The organism is Shewanella sp. 10N.286.52.A9 (genome assembly GCF_041468985.1).
Taxonomy (GTDB): Bacteria; Pseudomonadota; Gammaproteobacteria; order Enterobacterales; family Shewanellaceae; genus Shewanella; species Shewanella japonica.
Genome location: NZ_JBFRJQ010000012.1, coordinates 112,728 through 132,938 on the forward strand (window position 1 = coordinate 112,728; position 20,211 = coordinate 132,938).

A 20,211-nucleotide genomic window follows, 5' to 3' on the forward strand; every position below is an offset into this window, starting at 1 on the left:
TCTTTGCTGGTTAAGTTTTGTTCGAAATAAAAGTATTTTAATTAAGGCGGATGGATTGATGCCTAGTCACCTAAGCACTTCTTTTAAAAAAAAGATGCATCCAACAAAGAGTAAAACACTTTTAGTCGAACCCTTTGGGCAGCGTTTGTTGTCCATTTTTACTGCGTTATCGACTTTTTATGTAGAATAACTACACCACAAAGTCTCTGCCTTGTATAAATGGATAACAATTCGCTGCAAAAATAACCTTGAAAGATCAACAGGCCCTTGCCACGTTGATAAGTTTGAGTAAACGTGGCTAATCGGTTTTTAGCTGCGCATCCCTAGCTTATATTGTCCATTTTGTTCAAACATGATTGCTTGTTTTTTCTTGGGAGCAATCAGGATTGGACCGTCATCGAAAAACAAAAATGCTTTCCAATTACGGGCAAACACCGCCCAAGTGGTTTCAATAATTTGATATTTTTCGTAGCAGAAGAACACTTGGGTATCGTCGTCCCAATCGATAAATTCAGCAATGGGCTCTAGCAATGCATTGTCATCAGAGTCCCATGCAGATTGCCAATGTTCAGTTTGTTTCCAAGCGTCTTGTTTGGCCGCCCAGTCACCTTTAGAGAATAATTCAGCACGATTACACTTATTACTTATCCATTGATTCCAGACAGTCATTGCACTCTTATCGGTAAGTGGCTTGATTAACGCTTTATCTGTATCTAACACAGGCAAATCTTTATGGTTAAAAATCCACTTGCGCTTGTATGCATCTAATGGGATGTAAGTGTGTGCCAAAAATAGCTCCTAGGTCTGAAAGAGATGGGTCTGCATTAAGACAGGGATTATAACGACTCGGTCATCATAGTGCTAGGGCTGTAGGGCAGGGTTATATTAATACAACAAGAAAGCTTGATGCGCAGCACTCACGGGGGAGTGTAGCGCGCCGCGCACCAAACTTTTAAACTCTAAATCGTCTGATCAGCGAATGAAAAATGCCGATAGTGTTTTCAAGTGATTCACTGGCTGTAAGTGACTTATTCGCTGCATTGGCTGTTTCAGATGCGCCGTCTGCGATATCGATAATCTGTTGGTTAATGTGTTCGGCCACGGCGCTTTGTTCTTCAACAGCAGAGGACATTTGAAAGGTCATATCGGTAATATTAACCACCGCATCTTTAATTTCATTCAGGGCATTACGGGTATTTTCAACGACTTCCACACCGTGTTTTGCTGCAAGCTCACCTTGGGTCGACATTTCTACAGCGCTGGTGGTTCTTTGTGAGAGCTGGTTAATGACGCTGTGAATTTGGTCGGTTGATTCGCGAGTTTTTAATGCGAGGGCGCGGACTTCATCAGCAACCACACTAAAACCGCGGCCTTGCTCACCCGCGCGAGCCGCTTCAATAGCAGCATTTAACGCTAATAGGTTGGTTTGATCTGCAATGGATGAAATGAGATTAGCAGCTTGACCGATTTCAGCGGTTGAGTCAGCTAATTCCTTAACGGTAACAGCAATGCTGTCGACGGTATGACTGAGTTGATGAATCGATGACAAGGATTCATCAGCCAGCTTTGAACCTGCATCCACAAATTGAATGGCGTTTTCAGCGCTATGAGAGTTTTCCTCAATTTTTTGGGCGACTTCTTGAATCGCTTGAGACATTTCGGTGATCGCTGAAGCAATCTGTTGTGTGGCAATACCTTGTTGTTCTACGGAGGTCTGAGTTACGGCGACTTGGGTTTTACTGATATTGGAGATGTCACCTAAACCCGAAACCGACTCGTTAATGCGAGTTAACGCAGTGCGACACCTTGCCATTTCGCTGATAAAGGCAAGCTTTGCTTGAGCACTCATGCCGACATCGTCAAAGTAGGTTTGGGCTACGGTAGCGTCTGCGAACGATTTAGGGCTGATATCCAGTAGGTGCTGCCAATGACCGGCTTGTTGTTTAAGACTCCATAAGCTGCTAAGCACAGCTGTTGTCAGCGTTGCAAATAACCCAGTGTGATTGCCTTGAAAGCCGAAGTATCCCATCAGCGCTAGACTAGGTAGAACAATTGGCAGTATCTTTGCCGTATGATGACCTAGCTGAGTCATTAATGGGGCTGCTGATTTCCCTGCGAGAATCCGTGAATAAGCCTTAGTCGCTCGCTGTTTTTCTGATGGTTCGGCGCTAACTCGAACTGACTCATAACCCACTAAGGTTTTGCCATCATATACTGGGGTGACAAACGCGCTGACCCAATAGTAATCGCCATTTTTGCGGCGGTTTTTAACTAGCCCCATCCACACTTTTCCTGCTTTAAGTGTCTTCCACATGGTGGCGAAAACGGCTGCTGGCATATCAGGGTGGCGAACTAGGTTGTGCGGTTTACCAATGAGCTCTTCGCGGCTATAACCACTGGTATCGATAAAAGCTTGGTTGCAATGGGTAATAATCCCTTTGGGATCGGTACTGGAAACGAGTGGGGTATCTGATGGAAATAAATATTCTTTATTGCTTGCAGTATGACTGTTCATAGTTCTTCTTATTATTAACTGCTGACGTCGCAAAAATGAGCTAAATGTGATATTTATCTCAAAATGTGTCAAGAATGTAATGCAAACTTAATGAGATTTAAAGTAGCTAAAACAACTGCTTAGAGGTATTTTTTAGGAGGATATGCTAAGGAGTATAAAAACCTTAATTTAAACAAGTGTTTAAACGAGATTAATGAACAATTTAGTTAATGTTGGGTGATACAATTTGTTGCAGATTTTTGTGTGGGCTGGCGTTAAATTTAAGATTTTCAGTTTGTTATGAGCATAAAAAAGCCCTGCAAAATATAAGCAGGGCTAGATAGTATCTTTAATGCTAAGTCATAATGCCGTCAGACTTACAAACCATTTTGGTATTGCAGATGAGTAGACTCTGGGACCATTTTGGCTAACGTATCACTGGCATTACGTTGCCCATCGAGTAAGGCTTCAAATTGCTTAATGAGCGCCATTTTATCAGGTGATTCTCTATCGCCAGCACCAATATTGGTTAGATCAATCATAAAGCCATCAAACATATGGCTTAAATCTTCAATAATGTCAGTATTTAAAAATTGATCTTGATTATAAATACTTGGGTAACCTGCTTTTTGTTTATCAATGGCAAATGAGTCGCCTTTCAGGTTTTTGATGCTAGTTGATTTGTCACAGGACAACATACAGCCATTATCAATTCTTGGCTTTTCACAGCCAACACTTTGCTGGAAGAAACATTGACGGCTAGCCATTAATAAAATTGGATGATAAATACTGTAGAGCATCTTAAAGTTATCTGGTCTGGCTATTTGCTTAATTTGTTGGCGATTGATTTCATTTGAAATAAACGCGCCAGCACAATCAAAGCCTTCTTGTAATGCTAATAGTGCATATGAATTAGTCGTATTTAGGAAGGGGCCAGCAATCCACTTAATGCCTAATCGATTAGCATGATAAGCGATACCTGTATTGTTCGTAACGATTAACGGCGGCTTCACTTGCACAAGAATATTCAATGCGACATCGTAATCTTTACCAATTAGCACAGGCGGGAACCAAGGTATTAGACGAGGATTTTGCTGTAAAAAGTCGACATACTTGGTGCAACCACGTTTATAAGCATCGGGTAATTTAAAATAAATATCCCCGTCAGTGATGTTGGCTAAATCTGCGTCGGATTCATCACAAATCAACATTGAAAGCGCCGGCTTTTGGCCTTCAGGTTTTGGGTGGCGTGCAAGCTTTGGCAATTCCACTTCTGGGATGACTTCAATACCATCGTTTAAATAAGCTAATAACTCATTTTTCAGCGTGGTGATTTCACGATAAGGGATACTCATGCCATCAGTGAGGTCTTGGGTGTTTAACTCGACTAAATCATAGTTGGCGTTATTAATATTTTTAAAGCGCTTTTCAATGGCTTCTTGATCAACGCTTAACTTTTCACTTGGACGCATTAAACTGGTTGAACTCAACACAATTGTCTTCGAGTCAATATCACTTAAATCACTGCTATTTTGCTCAGTTGTTACCGTCAGTGTTAAGGGCTTTTCTTGTTCGCTGGCAAACGTTAACTTGAGTTTAATTTTTTCAATACTCAAATGCGCAATTTTGTCATCGACCGAGGCATTGATTTGTTTTTTATCCACTTGCAATTGTTGCTGTGCGTCATGGATTTGGACTACTGAAATCGATTCGCCTTTTTCGGCTTTAAGCTTATCGACCAAGTGATTTTTAGAGTTATCACGAGGGTTATCAATAAACATCGATTGGTTTAAGTCACCACGTAAAAATGCATTGGTGAAATCACGGTTAAAGACTTTATAAAGTCGTTCGCCATCTTGGGTGAGTTCTCCGGTTTCTATATAGCCATCGATTTGCTTACGGAAACTGTCGATAACGGTATGGACGTAGCTTGCGCCTTTGATCCGACCTTCAACTTTAAAGGAATAAACACCCGCATCAATGAGTTTAGGTAAGTCAAAAAATGCTGAGTTATCTTTAATGTTTAACGGGAAGTTATTGCCCGACTCTGTGGTTTCGTATTCTTCACGACAAGCTTGGCTGCAGCGGCCACGGTTACCTGAGTTACCCGCACTAGCAGAGGTTGAGTAACAAAGCCCTGAAAATGCCACACACAATGAGCCATGAACAAACACTTCTAATAAGGTATCGTGCTCTTTTGCTACCGTGGCAAGTGCGGTTATTTCTCTTAAGTTTAATTCTCGAGATAAGTTAACTCGGGTTGCACCTAAGGTCTTTAAAAATGGAATTTGGCCAGCATTATGAGTGGTTAACTGAGTTGATGCATGAATATCCAGCGTAGGGAAGTGCTTACGCAATACGTACAGTAAGCCCATATCTTGAACGATAACGCCATCTAATGTGGTGTTAACCAATTTGTTGAGTAGTTTTATGAGAGTTTTGAACTCTTGCTCTAAAATCACAATGTTCAAGGTTAAAAATATTTGGCAGTCATATTGATGAGCCAATCTAATTATCCCAACTAACTGATCGAATGAAATATTAGCAGCACGGTTACGGGCATTAAAAGTATCTAGGCCGCAATAAACAGCATCTGCTCCAGCTATAATGGCCGCTTTAATTGCATCGACATCACCACCTGGGGCTAATAATTCAATCTTAGGTTTCATGCTTTATAAGGTTCTCAGTTAATTTTAATGGGGGGATGTTACCCGTATATGTTGCGAATGAATATGGTTAAAGTACATAATTAATTAGTAAACCCGTATATAAGTTGTAAGGGAAGCAAGACAACAATGAATAAAATCATGGATTTACCTGTAATCTACTCGTTAAGAAATTGTCCGTTTGCAATGCGAGCTCGTATTGCCATTTATAAGTCAAAACAGCCTGTATTACTGCGTGACTTAGTATTAAGCGACAAACCCGCTGAAATGCTATCGGTATCGCCTAAAGGCACTGTGCCAGTCGTTGTGACCCCAACGGGTACTATTATAGAAGAAAGTTTTGAAGTGATGTTATGGGCGTTGACCCAAGGCGATCCTGATGACTTGTTGTTTGCCGATGATGACACTTTAGATAGCATGCTGGCGTTAATCTACACCTTTGATAGCGAGTTTAAGCGCTGTTTAGAAAACTACAAATGCGCTAAACGTTATAGTGAATCTAATATTGTGGAATGCAGACAAGCTTGCGAAAAGTACATCGTTAAGTTGGAAGAATTACTGTCACAGCATCGCTTTTTAATGGCTGATAGAGAAAGCTTAGCAGATATTGCAATACTGCCGTTTATTCGTCAATTTGCCCGGGTTGAGCGGCAATGGTATCTACACGCTCCATATCCTCATTTACGTATTTGGCTGAATCGTTATTTGCAAAGCAAGATGTTCAGTAAAGTCATGACTAAACATCCGCTTTGGTTAGAAAATCGAGAAGATATTCTGTTTTGTGGTTAATTCCTACCTGCCATTACTCCGCCGTCAATATCCCATATGGCGCCTGTAACCCAACTGGATTGCTCACTGAGTAAAAAGTCGATTGTTGCCGCTACATCATCTGAGGTACCAATTCTGCCGATGGGGTGAAACTCATTAAAAGAGGCTAAGGTTTCATCCATTGCATCAGGTTCAATAAATGCCCCATAGATAGGGGTGTTGACCACTGCAGGGGAGACTGCATTCACTCGAATATTGTATTCAGCTAGCTCCATTGCCATATGCTGAGTTAGTGAGTGCAAACCCGCTTTTGCCATAGAGTAAGCAGATGATGGCGTTGCTTTAATCGCTTGTTTAGCCCACATTGAACCAACATGTACAATTGCGCCAGCTTGATATTGACGCATGTTTTTAGCGATTGCTTGGGAGATAAAAAAGCTCGCACGATTCAGGTTTATATAACTATCGTAATCTGATTGCTGGTGGTCTAAAAAGGCGGTTGGGATGAATTTACCTGCTGCGTTAACAAAGTATTGAATGTGATGCTGTGCTTGTTCAATGATACTGATAAATCGTGCGATATCATCACTTTGATATAAATCTGCTTGCAAGGTTTGTAGTGTGGCTGTTGAAGGTATTTCATATAATACGGTTTTAGCAGCGATTAACTTTTCTACTGAACTGCCGACAATTAAGGTGTTGATGCCTTGAGCAAGCAAACGCTTAGCACTTGCTAACCCTATGCCACTTGAACCGCCTAAGACGATGGCTGAAAACGCATCGAGTGATGGTGTTACATTGTTCATCAGTTGACTCCAAATTGTTTGAGTTATATTGACTATAGACTCAGTTTAATAAACGCTTTAGGCTATTGAAAAGTAGGCACAATTTAGTGTCATAGGTACTTATTGGTACATATTTATGAAAACAAAAGAAAATTTATTTTCAAAGAAGTCAGCACCCAATAAAAGTGCGCGTATGGTTGAAGCGATTTATGGATGTAAGTGGTCACTGACTGTGTATCAGTTATTGGCAAATGGTATCAATCGACCTGGGGCTATGGTTAGTCATGTTGAAGGCTTAACCACAAAAGTGCTCAATGTGTGTTAAAAGCGAAATGTTGAGTTTGGTATTTTAGAAAAAATCACTTTCAACGAGCTTCCACCAAGAGTTGAGTACAAGGTAACTGACTTTGGCCAAAAGTTTTTACGCATCCTAGATGAGTTAGAGAAATTACAGCAAGAAATTGATACTGATTTTTCATCACTAAATTGATACAAAAAGCCCGCAATGCTTGCGGGCTTTTGTATTAGAAATAAACTGTTTCAGCTTACTATATTGACGGATTAAAGTTCTACGTTAATCCAGACTAAACGGTGATCAGAAGAGACTGATTTTCCGCCGCCGCCCCAGTTACCTACACGCTCGTCATTCATCATTAGACGACCTTCTTCAAAAGTCGCTGGCCAGAATACACCTGAATCAGTCACATTCAAGTCACTTGAAGGGATAACGTGGTCTAAGCGTAAACCAGATGTGCTGGTCACAAGATCTGGGTACTTAGTGCCCCAGTTTTCTTCTTTACATTCACCGTTAGACAAACACTCTGGTCCGCCTAAGCTACTTGGTGCGTAAATTCCGTGAGTAGCAAGTTGGTTAACTTGGTCACTGTACATTAAGTCTTTGATGGTATCTAAGTAGCCATCACCAGATTCTGGATCAGCGTTCAAGTCACCTAAGATTACAAATGATGCATCGCTATCGATACCGCCTTTGTTACCTTCATCATCGTAAATATAGCTACCTTCACCAGATGTGTAATCATCCCAGAATTTGATTTCAGCACGGTTAAGTAACTTGTTGTTTTCAGTCACAGTGTCGAAAATAGGTGGTGTTGGGTGCGACATTAATAAGTGAATGACTTTATCGCCATCTGCTGTAGGAATAATAATAGGGGCATCAACATGGTTCTTAGATGACATTGGCTTTTCTGCCCATGCCTCAGCGCTGTACCATTCATCACCACATGCCTTTCCTTCTGGGATCGGATTGTTTTCGTCTTCACAGTTAATGATGGTTGGGTTGGTTTCACCTGGCATGTCTTTCCATTTGAAGTCTTGGAAAGTACGGATGTTATCTGTATCAATTGGGTATTGAGACAGTAAGCTGAATGCATATTGACCGTGGTAGAAGCCAAAGCCCCAAGCATCATCAGGAAGGGCAACTTTACCATCGTGATTCAAGTCGTGACCACTTAATAGGCCAGTATTAGTGGCGAAGTTTTCAAAATAACCAAATTGTATTGGCTCAAGGGCTTCAAATTCTTCCGATGTTGAACCTAACGCATTTTGTGGCACAGTCAGGTAGTTTAAACGGAAACCTTGAATTGCTTGTTGGCTTTCTGCTGTCCCATCGTTATTGAATTCACCCATCCATAAGATTGCAGGTCGTTCAGTTTGGATAATTGCTGCAACGTTGCGAATTTGAATAACCTTTTCTGCTACAGCTAGTTCTTCGTCGCTAAGTGACTCATCGAACCATTTCTCCATTAATTCATCTTGCTCTGCGACGGTTAACGCCATTTCAGCGACAAGATCTTCAAAGGTGTTTCTGTCAAATGACAAGTTATAAGCACCGATGCGTACATCTGTTGTTTCAGGTGCTGGTTCACCTGGATAGTAGTTGTTTGTTTCGTCGTTGCAACCCGTAAGCAACGCTACACCGACAGCTAAAGCTGCAGCAGTTTTAAACATTTTCATATTGAACCCCATTTATTATTTATGTATTCCCTTTACTGGGAATTGAGCGAGATTTTAGCCATGTGTAATGAGGGGCTACAAATAAAATATACCAATGTAAATGCGGGGTTAACCGCAGATCTGTTTGTGTCTTAATTGAGTCTTGAGTGTTTGTTGTGGGTTGCGCTTGGGTTAGTTTTGTTGGTGTTTATTGCGAGTTGCTTAATTGAGTGGGCCGCTGTTGGATTAACTTGATTTTACCATTACGTCTTGAGCTTTTTAGCTGTACTTGTATCAATATAAAGCCCGCGAAATGCGGGCTTAGTATTGATGACAACTTATATGTAGCTAAAGGTGCATCTATAGATGCCGCTAAGTGATTATTAACGAGTTAACAGTAAGCTATTCACCTTTTTGAAAGCTTAGTTCAGTCGTGGACTCAACGGATGCGGCAATATCAGCTTCATTAAATAGAAACGGTCGCAATTGCTTTTCTGTTGAATAAAGCACACTTTGATCGGCAAAAGAGGGACTAAGAATATTATTCGACTCAGAATAAGTTAAGATTCCTTTAGCCACAGGGCCGTCATCAGTAAAGCTCACCGCCATCATCCAGCTTGAACCATAGCGAATGTGATAACCTTCGGCAGTTAACCCTGAAGCCAAAGGCGCCCCTGATACCGCGTCCATCACTGCGGCATATTCATGCTGAGGTATTAAAGTATCATCGCCTGACAAGCTGGTAGAAAATACATTAAATCCGCCTTCTGCATTGTGGGTTCCAGGCCAAGGTAGTTTGGTGCCAGAAGCGCTGCCATCAGGCAATGATTTTTCAACAAATTGAACAGACCCCATTGGCGCATCAACTTCAAATCCTGCCGCTTCAACATTAAGAGTTGCACGAGCAAGTGCTACGAGCGCACTGCCATCTGTGGTTAAGGTATGGGGCGTAGTTGCGGCATTGTTGTAGTCAAATGGCACAGTTAACATGCTGTTTTGATCAAACTGATGTGCAAACTCACGAATTAATGCGCCGCCAACGCTGTCGTTATCTTGTTTACCGTTCCATGCCTTTAGCGCAGTACAAGCGCTACTGATATCTTTAGAAATCGAATCAGTCACCATGACTGGCGTGTCAGCTTGTGCCTCACACTGGCTGATTAGGTCGGTAAAAATAAGATCGTTTAAATATATCCGGTTAGACAGCAGCGCGGTCTCTAGCTCATCAATATTAAACTTACCATCATCACCTGCTGCATCTTCCATTAAGGTGAGTGCCATGCGGGTACGAAGTGATAGTTGGCCTCGCTCAGGGCCATACATTGGTGAATAATTCTCTAATGGCTCATCAAGGTTAGTTGACCAGAATGAGTTATTAGAGTTTTGCACAAAGTCAGTACGTTCAAGCTTTGGCGCTCGGTTGTATGGCATTGGGCTGTCGAAATCAAAAATAGAGGTGTTACCAGGTAAGATGGTAAAGCCTGCTTGTTCTCTAGCCGCAATGATATCCGGGTTGGTTTTTAGCAAAGATACGGCAAAGTCACTTAAGCCCGGCACTGTTGAGTCATCAATGTAAAAGGCATTACCTTCTTTATCGGCGTACATGGTGTTATTAAAAATAACCCCGTCATAGTTCTTAAAGGCTTGTTGAAACTCATCTTTATTGGTAGCGCGATTCATTGCAAACCAATGATCGATAGGATCTTTAGTTGCCATATTAGCATCTTGAATCATAAAGGCTTGGCCATCATCCCAACCAAAAGGAGCAAGTCCGACAGGGGCTTCTACAATTGGCCCTTTAGCCGTGGTGTAGATGTCTTTTTCCGCAATAAGCATACCTGCAGGTCCGCCATTAACGAGGACTTGCACGGTTTCTTTGTTGATTGGCATGGGTTTACCTTCATAAAGGTATTGCATGCGATCGCCACTGACTAGCTCAAGGTTATACATCACAAAATGCTCGGCAGTTGAGAAGGTATGTGTCCAAGCTAGGTCTTTGTTAAAGCCAATATTGATTAACCCTGGCATGCCAACGAGTGATCCGCCCATGACATCAAGCTGGCCTGGAATCGTGATATGCGATTGCCAAAAACGCAAGTTGCCCGTATGAGGGAAATGCGGATTACCTAGCACCATTCCTTTGCCATTTTCAGTTTTATCTTTACCGAGTCCCCAGCCGTTTGAGCCTAAATCACGAGGGTTGGTATCTGGTGTAGTAATGGTATTGGCACGAGCGATTAATTTGGTGTTCACATCTTGAATAAAGGTGGCTTGCATTGCTGATGGCGCTGGGCCAACAATACGTGGCAGGTACTCTTCAGCATCACCAGGATTAGCATAAAAGATCAAATCTAAAAAGTTAGCTGCGCCCGGTAATAAGGCGATAGAGAATAAATAGTTTGCAACATCGACCCCTTCAATGGGCTTAACCCAAGGTTGACCTGCGCAAAAAGGGGAAGCTTGCTGTTCCCCTGCATCGACGTCAGCAATATATTGGTTGTATCCTGCGCTGAAGCCTTCCATTAATGCACGTGAGTTATAACTAAATTGTGAGTATTGGTTTTCGGCTAACTCGCGAATTTTAAGTGCTTTATAAGCAAAATCTGAAATTAAATTGCCGTTATCTTCAGCTGTTGGAAGTCCTGTGGCAAAGTCAATTGAGGCGTGAGGCCCAAAATACATTGAGCGTTCAGAATTGGCTTTGATAAATCCATCGGCAAGTATACATAAGTTATCTTGTGCTTGGGCGTACCCGCTGCCAAACGCCAAGCTTTCAAGGTTGTCGGCTTGAATATGTGGAACGCCATAAGCAGTTCGACGAATTTGTGCTTTAAGCATCCCGTCTGGTGCAAAAGCTTGCAGTGGCGGTGTGACTTCAGGTTCAGGGGTAACTTCAGGGGAGCGAGAGTAGTCTGTGTCATTGCCGCAACCAGCGATAAAAACTGAAGATGCAACGCCAATAGCTAGCATGAGTTTATTCAAATGCATTACTTTCATGGAAAATTATCCTTATTATTGTTGTCTCATTTTATTGATAAATGAGTGAGTCTTGCCTTTCCTTGGTGTCTCAACTTCAGAGCAGTTGTGCCTTTAGGGCCACAATATCGAAATACAACAAAAACACCTGATTCGATTAAAGCAATCATTCAAACGTATGTCTATATTTAACCTGTTTCAGTTTATGTCAGAAATAAAGCGCTAGATGAGAGTGGGTAAAATGGGTGTGTTGTCATGAAAATCAATAAATAAAGTACCGCTTCACAGATTTACACTTTATCCACTAATTTAGTGACATTAGATGAACTATTTTGTCATTATTTCGGTCTATTAAGCTGCCATTGTCTATGTCCTTGGTAACGCATTTTTTTATTGTCATTTTACAACCGTATTTATTGCTCGAGCAGAATGAGGGCAATATAAGGAAAGTTTGTTGAATATTGTCAAAACGATCATTTTTTCTACTTTGATGTTGATGCTGGCAAGCATCACTCCATTGGCCAATGCTGCTACGACAGGTTGGCTAGTCAATGATAATCATCCGCCAGTAAAAGTTCGCTTTATGCTGACCGGAGAGCTTGATGAAAAAACCAATACGGTTCCTGCCATTTTAGATGTGCAATTAGATGATGATTGGAAGATGTACTGGCGTACGCCGGGTGAGGGCGGCATTGCCCCGAAAATAGATTGGAGTGAGTCATCGAATCTTGGAGACGTGAATTGGCAATGGCCGACGCCTCAGCAATACACCATCATGGGTTATAAAACCCAAGGTTATCAAGGTGAGGTGGTATTCCCTATTGCGCTGAAGGTCGAAGATATTAATGAGCCAACGTCACTGATGGGCAAATTTACCTTATCATCTTGCACGACTGTCTGTGTTCTGACGGATTATCAGCTCGAATTAGATTTAACCGCGAATCAACTTCAAGCAGACACTGAAGCGATGTTTGAGTTCAATAAAGCCATTTCGGCAGTGCCACAATTAGTGGATATTGATACGGCTAATGATCAAGTTAATGTGGGGTGGGACAAAGCGCAAAACCTACTCCAAGTGACGTTATTAGATGACAGTTGGCGTCAGCCACAGGTCATTGTTGATGGCGATAAAGAAACCAATTTCAATCCTATTAGCGTAAGTCGACAAACACGTGATGATGGCTCGAAAGTATGGACGGCTTTTTTTGAGGTATCGACTTGGAACGAAGACGCCCAATTGGATAAGAAACAACTGAATATTACGGTAAGTGATAATCAGCGAGCGTATGAATACGCAGCGAATGTTCAGTTAACCTCAATTGATATGTCAGATAATTCATTACTGACTATGCTATTTTTTGCATTACTAGGCGGGTTGATTCTTAATGTGATGCCTTGTGTATTACCTGTATTAGGGATGAAGTTAAGTTCTGTTATTGCTGCGCCTGACTTGCAGAAAAATCAAATAAGAACCCAATTTATCGCTTCTGCATTTGGCATTATTGTGTCGTTTTGGCTGTTGGCTGCCTTTGTGATTATGCTGAAGGTTACGGGACAAGCTGTGGGATGGGGCGTGCAATTCCAAAACCCTTGGTTTATTGGGTTTATGGTGATTGTCACTTCAGTATTTGCCCTGAATATGCTTGGTGCATTCGAAATAAATCTTCCATCGAGTTTGCAGACTAAACTTGCTACCACGGGTGGCAATGATCATCGAGGTCATTTTTTACAAGGCATGTTTGCCACTTTACTCGCCACCCCCTGTAGTGCCCCGTTTTTAGGGACCGCAGTGGCTTTTGCCTTAGGGGCAGATGTACTTAGCTTAGTGGTCATCTTTACTGCATTAGCAATAGGAATGGCACTACCCTGGCTATTAGTGGCTATGTTTCCGCAAATAGCCCGTTATTTCCCTAAACCAGGGCGCTGGATGAATATCGTTAAAGTGTTCTTCTCGGTGCTATTGTTGATGACAAGTTTATGGCTAATCAGCCTATTATCAAGCTTTATCAATGTCATAGCTCTATGGGTCATTGCGGCTGTGTTAGTGCTAGGTTTCTTTGGGCTTATGGCCAAGCAATATGGCGTTCCAGCTGTTATTGCAAGTTTTAGCATGGTGGTGATGTTTGCTGCTATTGGCGCATTTGCAACGTCTGACGACTGGTCAAATCCGCTGCCAACGGATCTCGCTTGGACGCCTCTTGAGCAAACAGATATTGCAAGTAGTGTGGCTCAAGGCAAAACGGTATTTGTGGATGTAACCGCTGATTGGTGTATTACCTGTAAAGCCAACAAGGTTGGGGTGATTTTACAAGACCCTGTTTATTCAACGCTAAAACAAGACCATATGGCGTTAGTGGAAGGTGATTGGACAACAGCATCGCAACCGATTACTGATTACTTACAAAGTCATGGCCGATTCGGGGTGCCGTTTAACGTGGTTTACGGCCCTAATGCACCAGATGGAATAAAGCTCCCGGTCATTTTAACGACAGAACAAGTGCTTGCTGCAATTGAGCAAGCATCAGCTCGATAAGTTTTTATCAACCAATGTGAATACAAATGTTGAGTCTGGCGGTCTAGTCAACGAGCAGTCGCAATACTGAGTAAAAACCTGAGTCTGAATATCAGAATTGAAATCAGTAGTAAAACCTGTATTGCGATAACCGAGCCTTCTTAGACACGATAAGACATTGGAACACCAGATAACGATGAAAGAGCCCAACCAGAAAACATGGGGTAAGAAACTACTCAGTGGTTTGAAACAATTATCAATCATGTTGGTATTGTTTATTTTGGTATCGACAGTGGTTGATCTTTGGCGAGGAAAAGATTTACCAACAGAGTCATTACCAACGATGACTGCAGTCGACTTAAATGGTGACCTTGTTGATGTGTTGGCCATGAGCCATGACGATGCTGTGTTAGTCTACTTTTGGGGAACCTGGTGTCCTGTATGTCAATTTGTGACTCCAGCAGTAGATATACTCAGTGCACACTATTCAGTGGTCTCGGTCGCAATGAGCTCAGGCAGTGATGAAAAAATGAAGCACTTTTTGTCTGACAAAGGGTATACATTAAGTACGATAAATGATCGACAAGGTTTCTTATCTCGTAAGTGGTCTGTGCAAGTGACGCCAACTGTCATGGTATTTAAAAACGGTGAATTGCAATATTACACCACCGGCTTTACCAGTTTACCCGGGATGTGGTGGCGATTACTCACAGCCTAGCTTATTACTGAAATAAATGTCGCCCAACTAAAAAACCAACACCAGCATAGTGTTGGTTTTTTATTATGTGGTTATGGATATAGGTCATTGGTTTTCTTAGCTTGAATAAGGCGTTAGGTAGGGTTATAACTGATATTAGAATGATTTTTTATTGAACAAATCTGACCTTGCTTTTTATAACCGCTTAGGTGAACTATGAAAAAATTTAACCTGATTGAGTCAAATAATGCGGGATTTACATTGATTGAAATGGTCGTGGTTATCATTATTTTAGCCGTGCTTGCTATCATCGCTGCCCCCAAGTTTTTAAACCTGAAAACCGATGCATCCATTGCAAGTCTCGATAGCTTAGAGGCCGCCATAAAGTCCGCTAATTCAATTGTTTACTCTAAGCTGGCAATTGAAGGTAAAGAAAAGCTTTCTTCGTCCTCTATTGAACTTAACGGAGAAACTATCACCACAAGCTTTGGTTTTATTTCGCCTACTGCTGACAATATTGAAAATGCGATAGAGGGAAGTTTTGAGCAAGTAAATAACCTTAATGCTGAGATCACTGCTGATTGGGGCACCTTTGAAATTGCAGGGATCTTGGTGTTGTTATTTCCAAAAGGCTATACCTTCACTGATACTTGCTACTTTTTTTACTTAGCATTTCCTGGCGCTACCGAACCGAGTTTTTTTGCAAACCAAACCGGTTGCTAAGAGTGGTTGTTATAAGGTTATTCTTCGTATTCTACGATGTGCAATAGTGGCTAGTGTCTCTCGTAAGTCGGTTAAATATAGACATAATTGGCAACATATTAGTGTGTGCGCATATAACGGCAGTGACGTATAGTCACTATGACATACAATTACAGCATAAAATTACGGCATACAATAACTAAGATAATTGTTTAACCTAAGCGAGTTTGACTAGCAACTCATTACATTGAGCGGAAAAGGAAGATTGACATGTTAAGGATTGATAAGAGTAAGACTTGGATTGCTGCGATGATAGCAGGAACCTCTTTGTTGTGTAGTTTTTCATCTTTTGCTGCCCTTACGCCATTTCAACAAGATGTCATTGAAGTGATGAAAATGGAGCATCGTACAGATGCCGATAAGCAAAGAGATGATAATCGTGCTCCTTATTATGCGTTGGAATTTTTTGGCTTAACAAAAGAGATGAAGGTTATTGAATTCGCTCCTGGTGATGGTTGGTATAGCAAAATACTGGCCCCGCTGTTAAAAGATCAAGGTGAATTGCACTTAGCCTATAAAGCAGAATGGTTAGAAGGTTTGAATGATCTGTTAGCAAAAGATGCGATGAGTAAAGCGCAAAAGCTACCTATAGCATTGGACTGGAACCCAAAAGCAAGAAGTTACACATTAGGTAATATTGATTTTGGTATGACAGATGCCGATATGATGCTCAGTATTCGCGAGTACCATAACTTCAATGTAGAAGATAAAACTAAACTGAATAAAGCCACATTTGATGCGTTAAAACCGGGAGGGGTTTATGTGATTGTTGATCATACTCGACGCCACATGATGCCTGAAACTGATGAAATGCGTCGCCGTGAAGATCCTGTCGATGTGATTTTAGAGGTGCAAGCCGCAGGATTTGTGTTAGAGAAATCATCGAATATGTTTTACCGCCCTGATGATGAATTACGTTACGAGGTTGGGCGTAAAACCGTGACTGGCAATACGGACAGATTCACTTTGGTATTTAGAAAACCAAAGTAAAGAATATCAATTGAGCTCATTGAGTGAATAAAACGGCATATGGTTTCCCTATGTCGTTTTTTATGGTTGAAATAAGGCTAAATGCCAAGCTTTCGGTGATGCTGCTCAACTATATTATTGTTAGAGATTGAATGAATGAAATTTTCTATGCTAGAAATATTAGTCAGTTGCTGTGTGCAGAGTATTCAATTTCGTTAGTCAACATTTTGACAAAGGTGGCGACATGCGAAAATGTGAGCTTCAAATACCACCTTTTTAGACTCGGGTGATAAAAAAATGCCTAAGTCGATAGTTAGTTGAGCTTATAGAGTGATAGACTCAAGCTAGCGGTAGATTTAGTTAAGTAATTAAAAGTAATGCATATTATTGTTGGTTAATTACTCAAAAAATACAGGCTTAGAAATACGCGGCTAGAAATTTTCCCTGAGTGCGTTAAGTAAGCTTATTGTGGTGTGATTTTTGCTTTTAATTATTTATACCTAACGCTGTAAGTAGTAATAATTTTGCTATAAAGCACCTTGTAAGAATGTAATGGGAAATATTTTCCTTTTAAATTCCTTCTGTTTCCATTTTTCTAAAGGCTTTCGCATTAGTTCTTAGGTATGTGGTTATTGATATTTGGCTTTAAGAGGAATTGCGTCAACTCCTCGTGGTTGAACTGATAATGATTTTAGATGAGGCTTAATAGTGATGATTCCTTATGGTCACCAAAATATTAATCAAGATGATATTGACTCAGTCGTAAATGTTTTACGTTCGGATTATTTAACTCAAGGACCACAGGTACCTTTATTTGAAAGAAACATTGCTTCATTGACTAATGCAAAATTTGCTGTGGCTTCAAGTAGTGCTAGTGCTATGTTGCATGTAGCTTGTTTAGCTTTAGGAGTAACTACAGGAGATCGTGTTTGGACTAGTCCTATAACATTTGTAGCATCAGCAAACTGTGCTTTACATTGTGGAGCACAGATTGACTTTGTTGATATTGATTTTAATACAGCGAATATGTGCACCAAAGCACTAGCTTCAAAATTAAAAATAGCAAAAGAAAATGGGACTTTACCCAAGGTCATTATACCTGTTCATATGGCTGGTCATAGTTGTGACATGGAAACTATAGCTGTATTAGCTAAAAAGTATGGTGTAAAAATCATCGAAGATGCTGCGCATGGAATTGGTGGACAATATAAAGAGAATAAAATTGGCAGTTGCCGATATAGTGATATAACTATATTTAGTTTTCATCCTGTAAAAATTATTACTTCTGCTGAGGGAGGAGTTGCAACTACAAATGATGTAGAGCTTGCTAACAAGATGGGACTGTTTCGCAGCCATGGGATTACTAAAGATACAGAGTTGTTATCTAGGCCTAATGAAGGAGATTGGTATTATGAACAACAGCTTTTAGGTTTAAATTATCGTATGACGGATCTGCATGCTTCTCTTGGTAATAGCCAGTTAAACCGAATAAATGAGTTTATAGAAAGTAGACATAAGCTTGTAAGAAGGTATCAAAGTCTGTTGGCAAATAGTGATATTAGAATTGTAACTCCACTGTCTAATAGCATCAGTTCTTATCATTTATTAATTGTACAATTACCTAACAAGTTACATCGTAAGTTGGTTTTTAACCATATGCGAGAAATGGGCATTTGTGTACATGTTCATTATTTTCCTGTTCACTTGCAGCCATACTATCAAGAGCTTGGCTTTAAGAAAGGTGATTTTCCGCAAGCTGAAGCTTACTATCAATCTTGCCTCACTTTACCTTTGTTTCCTGATTTAACCTCCGAGGAATTAGCATTCATTTGTGACACTCTAAAGGAGTTAATCAAGTGAGAATTGCAATTATTCCTGCCCGTGGTGGCAGTAAACGTATTCCAAAGAAAAATATCCGCTCTTTTTGTGGTAAGCCAATCATTGCAAGATCGATTGAAGCGGCGATTGAATCTGAATTATTCGATCACGTTATTGTGTCTACTGATTGTCAGGAAATCGCAAAAATTGCCAAAGATTACGGCGCTGAAGTTCCCTTTGTTAGACCCGCTGAATTATCAAATGATGTGGCGACAACGCGTGTTGTGGTAAATCACACCATTAATTGGGTCAACGATAACTTAGGTGATGTTGAGCATGTTTGCTGCTTATATGCAACAGCACCGTTTGTAACAGCCAAAGCGATAAAGCAAAGTTTTGCTCAACTTATTGAAGTGGGGACAGACTTTTGCTTTACCGTGACAAGTTTTGCCTCACCTATCCAGCGTGCATTATTTATGAATGACGCTGGCCATGTTGAAATGTTTACCCCGCATCAATTACAAACTCGCTCTCAAGATCTCGTCGAGGCCTATCACGATGCTGGACAGTTTTATTGGGGTAAAGCTGAAGCTTTTTTACGAGGAGATATAATGTACTCCAACCATGCTACGCCTTTTATTGTGCCGAGGTATCAAGTGCAAGATATTGATACTGAAGAAGACTGGGTATTTGCTGAACGTATATTTCTAGCGGGAAGAATGTGAAACAAGTCGTAATCCGTGCAGATAGTGGCCGCCATATCGGTAGCGGTCATATCATGCGTTGTTTGACTATCGCAAAGTTACTCAAAAAACTGGGTGCAGAAGTGACATTTTGTTGTCGTAATCATATTGGTCATCAATCTGACGTTTTGAGAGCGTTTCCGCTTGTCATGCTGCCAGAGCCTGAAGAATATACCCAGGAGCATGGTGATTATCCTCATAGCCATTGGTTGGGATGCACAGAAGAAAAAGATGCTGAGCAGACTATACGTGAGTTAACACTAGCTGGTATAAAGCCTGATTGGGTCATCGTTGACCATTTCTCTTTAGGTGCAATCTGGGAGCAAAAGTTAACATCAGAAACACACGCTCGTGCTTTGGTCATTGATGGACTCAGAGATAGGCCACATGAATGTCAGCTTCTTATTGATCCAACACTAAATAAACGTTCTGCTACACCAGGAGAAGGTCAGGTACTTTTTGGCCCTTGGCACATTCCCCTTCGTGAGGAATTTACCGAGATTAATCCGAAACGAAGAACTGAACTTAACAAAGTGTTTGTGTGTTTTGGTGGCGTTGATAAAGATGACATCACGGGACAAGTTTGTGATGTGTTAACCAAGCCGTCATTTCGAAACAAGTTAGAAAAAGTCGATGTTGTGGTTGGATCGTCATACCCTCACATTGAGCGACTTAGTGCATTATGTCAGCAATATTCAGGCTATTTGAATCTTGAAGTTCAATCGACACGAATATCAAAACTGATGGCAGATGCTGATTTAGCCATTGGTGCTGGTGGCGGGATTTCTTGGGAACGTTGCGCCGCAGCATTGCCAGCGCTTTGTTGGACGATTGCAGATAATCAGACCGTACCTAATGAACAACTAGCCAGCTTAAATGCCATTATTCACCTCGGAAAAGTGAGTGAAAATTTAACGCACGAACTTGAGTCAAAGATGGCTTTATTATTCGCACAACCTGAAATGTTGTCAGCGATGTCTGCGAGTGCAAAAAAGGTCATGTTAGGGTGGGATAAGAAAAATACTTGGATGACACAGATACTCAACTAAGTGATTAAAATTAGGAATA

14 protein-coding genes and 1 pseudogene are annotated in these 20,211 nt (G+C 41.0%); 9 read left to right on the top strand and 6 right to left on the bottom strand.

The genetic code is table 11. From position 1 onward, the window contains the following. Positions 1 to 309 precede the first annotated feature (309 nt). From AB4128_RS11370 to AB4128_RS11380, 3 genes are all read right to left on the bottom strand, one after another. Positions 310 to 789, bottom strand: a complete 480-nt coding sequence (locus AB4128_RS11370; RefSeq protein ID WP_055025085.1) for a DUF2947 domain-containing protein — start codon at positions 787 to 789, stop codon at positions 310 to 312. Positions 790 to 952: 163 nt separating this feature from the next. Beyond that, complete coding sequence (locus AB4128_RS11375) at positions 953 to 2,515, bottom strand: methyl-accepting chemotaxis protein (RefSeq protein ID WP_372037707.1); 1,563 nt, start codon at positions 2,513 to 2,515, stop codon at positions 953 to 955. A gap of 356 nt (positions 2,516 to 2,871) precedes the next feature. Continuing rightward, entirely contained in the window at positions 2,872 to 5,163 is a 2,292-nt protein-coding gene (locus AB4128_RS11380) for a peptidase U32 family protein (RefSeq protein ID WP_372037708.1), read from the bottom strand. A gap of 126 nt (positions 5,164 to 5,289) precedes the next feature. On the opposite strand from AB4128_RS11380, the gene AB4128_RS11385 reads away from it, so the two are divergent. Further along, positions 5,290 to 5,949 (top strand): glutathione S-transferase, encoded by a 660-nt coding sequence (locus tag AB4128_RS11385; RefSeq protein WP_055025082.1) that lies wholly within the window; start codon positions 5,290 to 5,292, stop codon positions 5,947 to 5,949. On the opposite strand, the gene AB4128_RS11390 is transcribed toward AB4128_RS11385, so the two are convergent. Beyond that, on the bottom strand, positions 5,946 to 6,734 hold the full coding sequence (locus AB4128_RS11390; RefSeq protein WP_372037710.1) for an SDR family NAD(P)-dependent oxidoreductase: 789 nt from the start codon (positions 6,732 to 6,734) through the stop codon (positions 5,946 to 5,948). The genes AB4128_RS11385 and AB4128_RS11390 overlap by 4 nt on opposite strands. A 115-nt stretch (positions 6,735 to 6,849) precedes the next feature. On the opposite strand from AB4128_RS11390, the pseudogene AB4128_RS11395 reads away from it, so the two are divergent. Next, positions 6,850 to 7,203 (top strand): annotated as a pseudogene (locus tag AB4128_RS11395) (winged helix-turn-helix transcriptional regulator). Positions 7,204 to 7,274: 71 nt separating this feature from the next. On the opposite strand, the gene AB4128_RS11400 reads toward AB4128_RS11395, so the two are convergent. Together AB4128_RS11400 and AB4128_RS11405 are read right to left on the bottom strand one after the other, a co-directional pair. Beyond that, the gene (locus AB4128_RS11400) at positions 7,275 to 8,687 is read right to left on the bottom strand and encodes an endonuclease/exonuclease/phosphatase family protein (protein WP_065108565.1); all 1,413 of its coding nucleotides are present in this window, start codon (positions 8,685 to 8,687) and stop codon (positions 7,275 to 7,277) included. Positions 8,688 to 9,068: 381 nt separating this feature from the next. Beyond that, on the bottom strand, positions 9,069 to 11,654 hold the full coding sequence (locus AB4128_RS11405; protein ID WP_372037774.1) for an acylase: 2,586 nt from the start codon (positions 11,652 to 11,654) through the stop codon (positions 9,069 to 9,071). Between the two features lie 442 nt (positions 11,655 to 12,096). Here AB4128_RS11405 and AB4128_RS11410 point away from each other — a divergent pair, with 442 nt between their 5' ends. The 7 genes from AB4128_RS11410 (at position 12,097) to pseG (ending at position 20,192) form a co-directional block, all read left to right on the top strand. Then, a complete protein-coding gene (locus tag AB4128_RS11410) occupies positions 12,097 to 14,175 on the top strand; it encodes a protein-disulfide reductase DsbD family protein (protein WP_372037711.1) in 2,079 nt (692 codons plus the stop codon). Positions 14,176 to 14,350: 175 nt separating this feature from the next. Next, positions 14,351 to 14,872, top strand: a complete 522-nt coding sequence (locus AB4128_RS11415) for a protein disulfide oxidoreductase (RefSeq protein WP_055025077.1) — start codon at positions 14,351 to 14,353, stop codon at positions 14,870 to 14,872. A 195-nt stretch (positions 14,873 to 15,067) separates the two neighbouring features. After that, entirely contained in the window at positions 15,068 to 15,574 is a 507-nt protein-coding gene (locus AB4128_RS11420; protein WP_055025076.1) for a prepilin-type N-terminal cleavage/methylation domain-containing protein, read from the top strand. A 249-nt stretch (positions 15,575 to 15,823) separates the two neighbouring features. Then, positions 15,824 to 16,603, top strand: coding sequence for a class I SAM-dependent methyltransferase (locus tag AB4128_RS11425; protein ID WP_372037713.1), 780 nt, complete (start codon positions 15,824 to 15,826; stop codon positions 16,601 to 16,603). Between the two features lie 690 nt (positions 16,604 to 17,293). Continuing rightward, positions 17,294 to 18,442, top strand: coding sequence for a UDP-4-amino-4,6-dideoxy-N-acetyl-beta-L-altrosamine transaminase (gene pseC / locus AB4128_RS11430; RefSeq protein WP_372037775.1), 1,149 nt, complete (start codon positions 17,294 to 17,296; stop codon positions 18,440 to 18,442). Continuing rightward, a complete protein-coding gene (gene pseF, locus AB4128_RS11435) occupies positions 18,439 to 19,125 on the top strand; it encodes a pseudaminic acid cytidylyltransferase (protein ID WP_372037714.1) in 687 nt (228 codons plus the stop codon). Before pseC ends, pseF begins: the two co-directional genes overlap by 4 nt. Beyond that, positions 19,122 to 20,192, top strand: coding sequence for a UDP-2,4-diacetamido-2,4,6-trideoxy-beta-L-altropyranose hydrolase (pseG, locus tag AB4128_RS11440; protein WP_372037715.1), 1,071 nt, complete (start codon positions 19,122 to 19,124; stop codon positions 20,190 to 20,192). Before pseF ends, pseG begins: the two co-directional genes overlap by 4 nt. The last annotated feature ends 19 nt before the right edge of the window (positions 20,193 to 20,211 follow it).

Bases quoted from the DNA above. Each gene is read 5' to 3' on its own strand.
- AB4128_RS11405 (WP_372037774.1), bottom strand. From the start codon at position 11,654: ATGCATTTGAATAAACTCATGCTAGCTATTGGCGTTGCATCTTCAGTT.
- AB4128_RS11400 (WP_065108565.1), bottom strand. From the start codon at position 8,687: ATGAAAATGTTTAAAACTGCTGCAGCTTTAGCTGTCGGTGTAGCGTTG.
- AB4128_RS11425 (WP_372037713.1), top strand. From the start codon at position 15,824: ATGTTAAGGATTGATAAGAGTAAGACTTGGATTGCTGCGATGATAGCA.
- pseC (WP_372037775.1), top strand. From the start codon at position 17,294: ATGATTCCTTATGGTCACCAAAATATTAATCAAGATGATATTGACTCA.
- AB4128_RS11420 (WP_055025076.1), top strand. From the start codon at position 15,068: ATGAAAAAATTTAACCTGATTGAGTCAAATAATGCGGGATTTACATTG.
- AB4128_RS11380 (WP_372037708.1), bottom strand. From the start codon at position 5,163: ATGAAACCTAAGATTGAATTATTAGCCCCAGGTGGTGATGTCGATGCA.
- AB4128_RS11385 (WP_055025082.1), top strand. From the start codon at position 5,290: ATGAATAAAATCATGGATTTACCTGTAATCTACTCGTTAAGAAATTGT.
- AB4128_RS11390 (WP_372037710.1), bottom strand. From the start codon at position 6,734: ATGAACAATGTAACACCATCACTCGATGCGTTTTCAGCCATCGTCTTA.
- AB4128_RS11415 (WP_055025077.1), top strand. From the start codon at position 14,351: ATGAAAGAGCCCAACCAGAAAACATGGGGTAAGAAACTACTCAGTGGT.
- AB4128_RS11375 (WP_372037707.1), bottom strand. From the start codon at position 2,515: ATGAACAGTCATACTGCAAGCAATAAAGAATATTTATTTCCATCAGAT.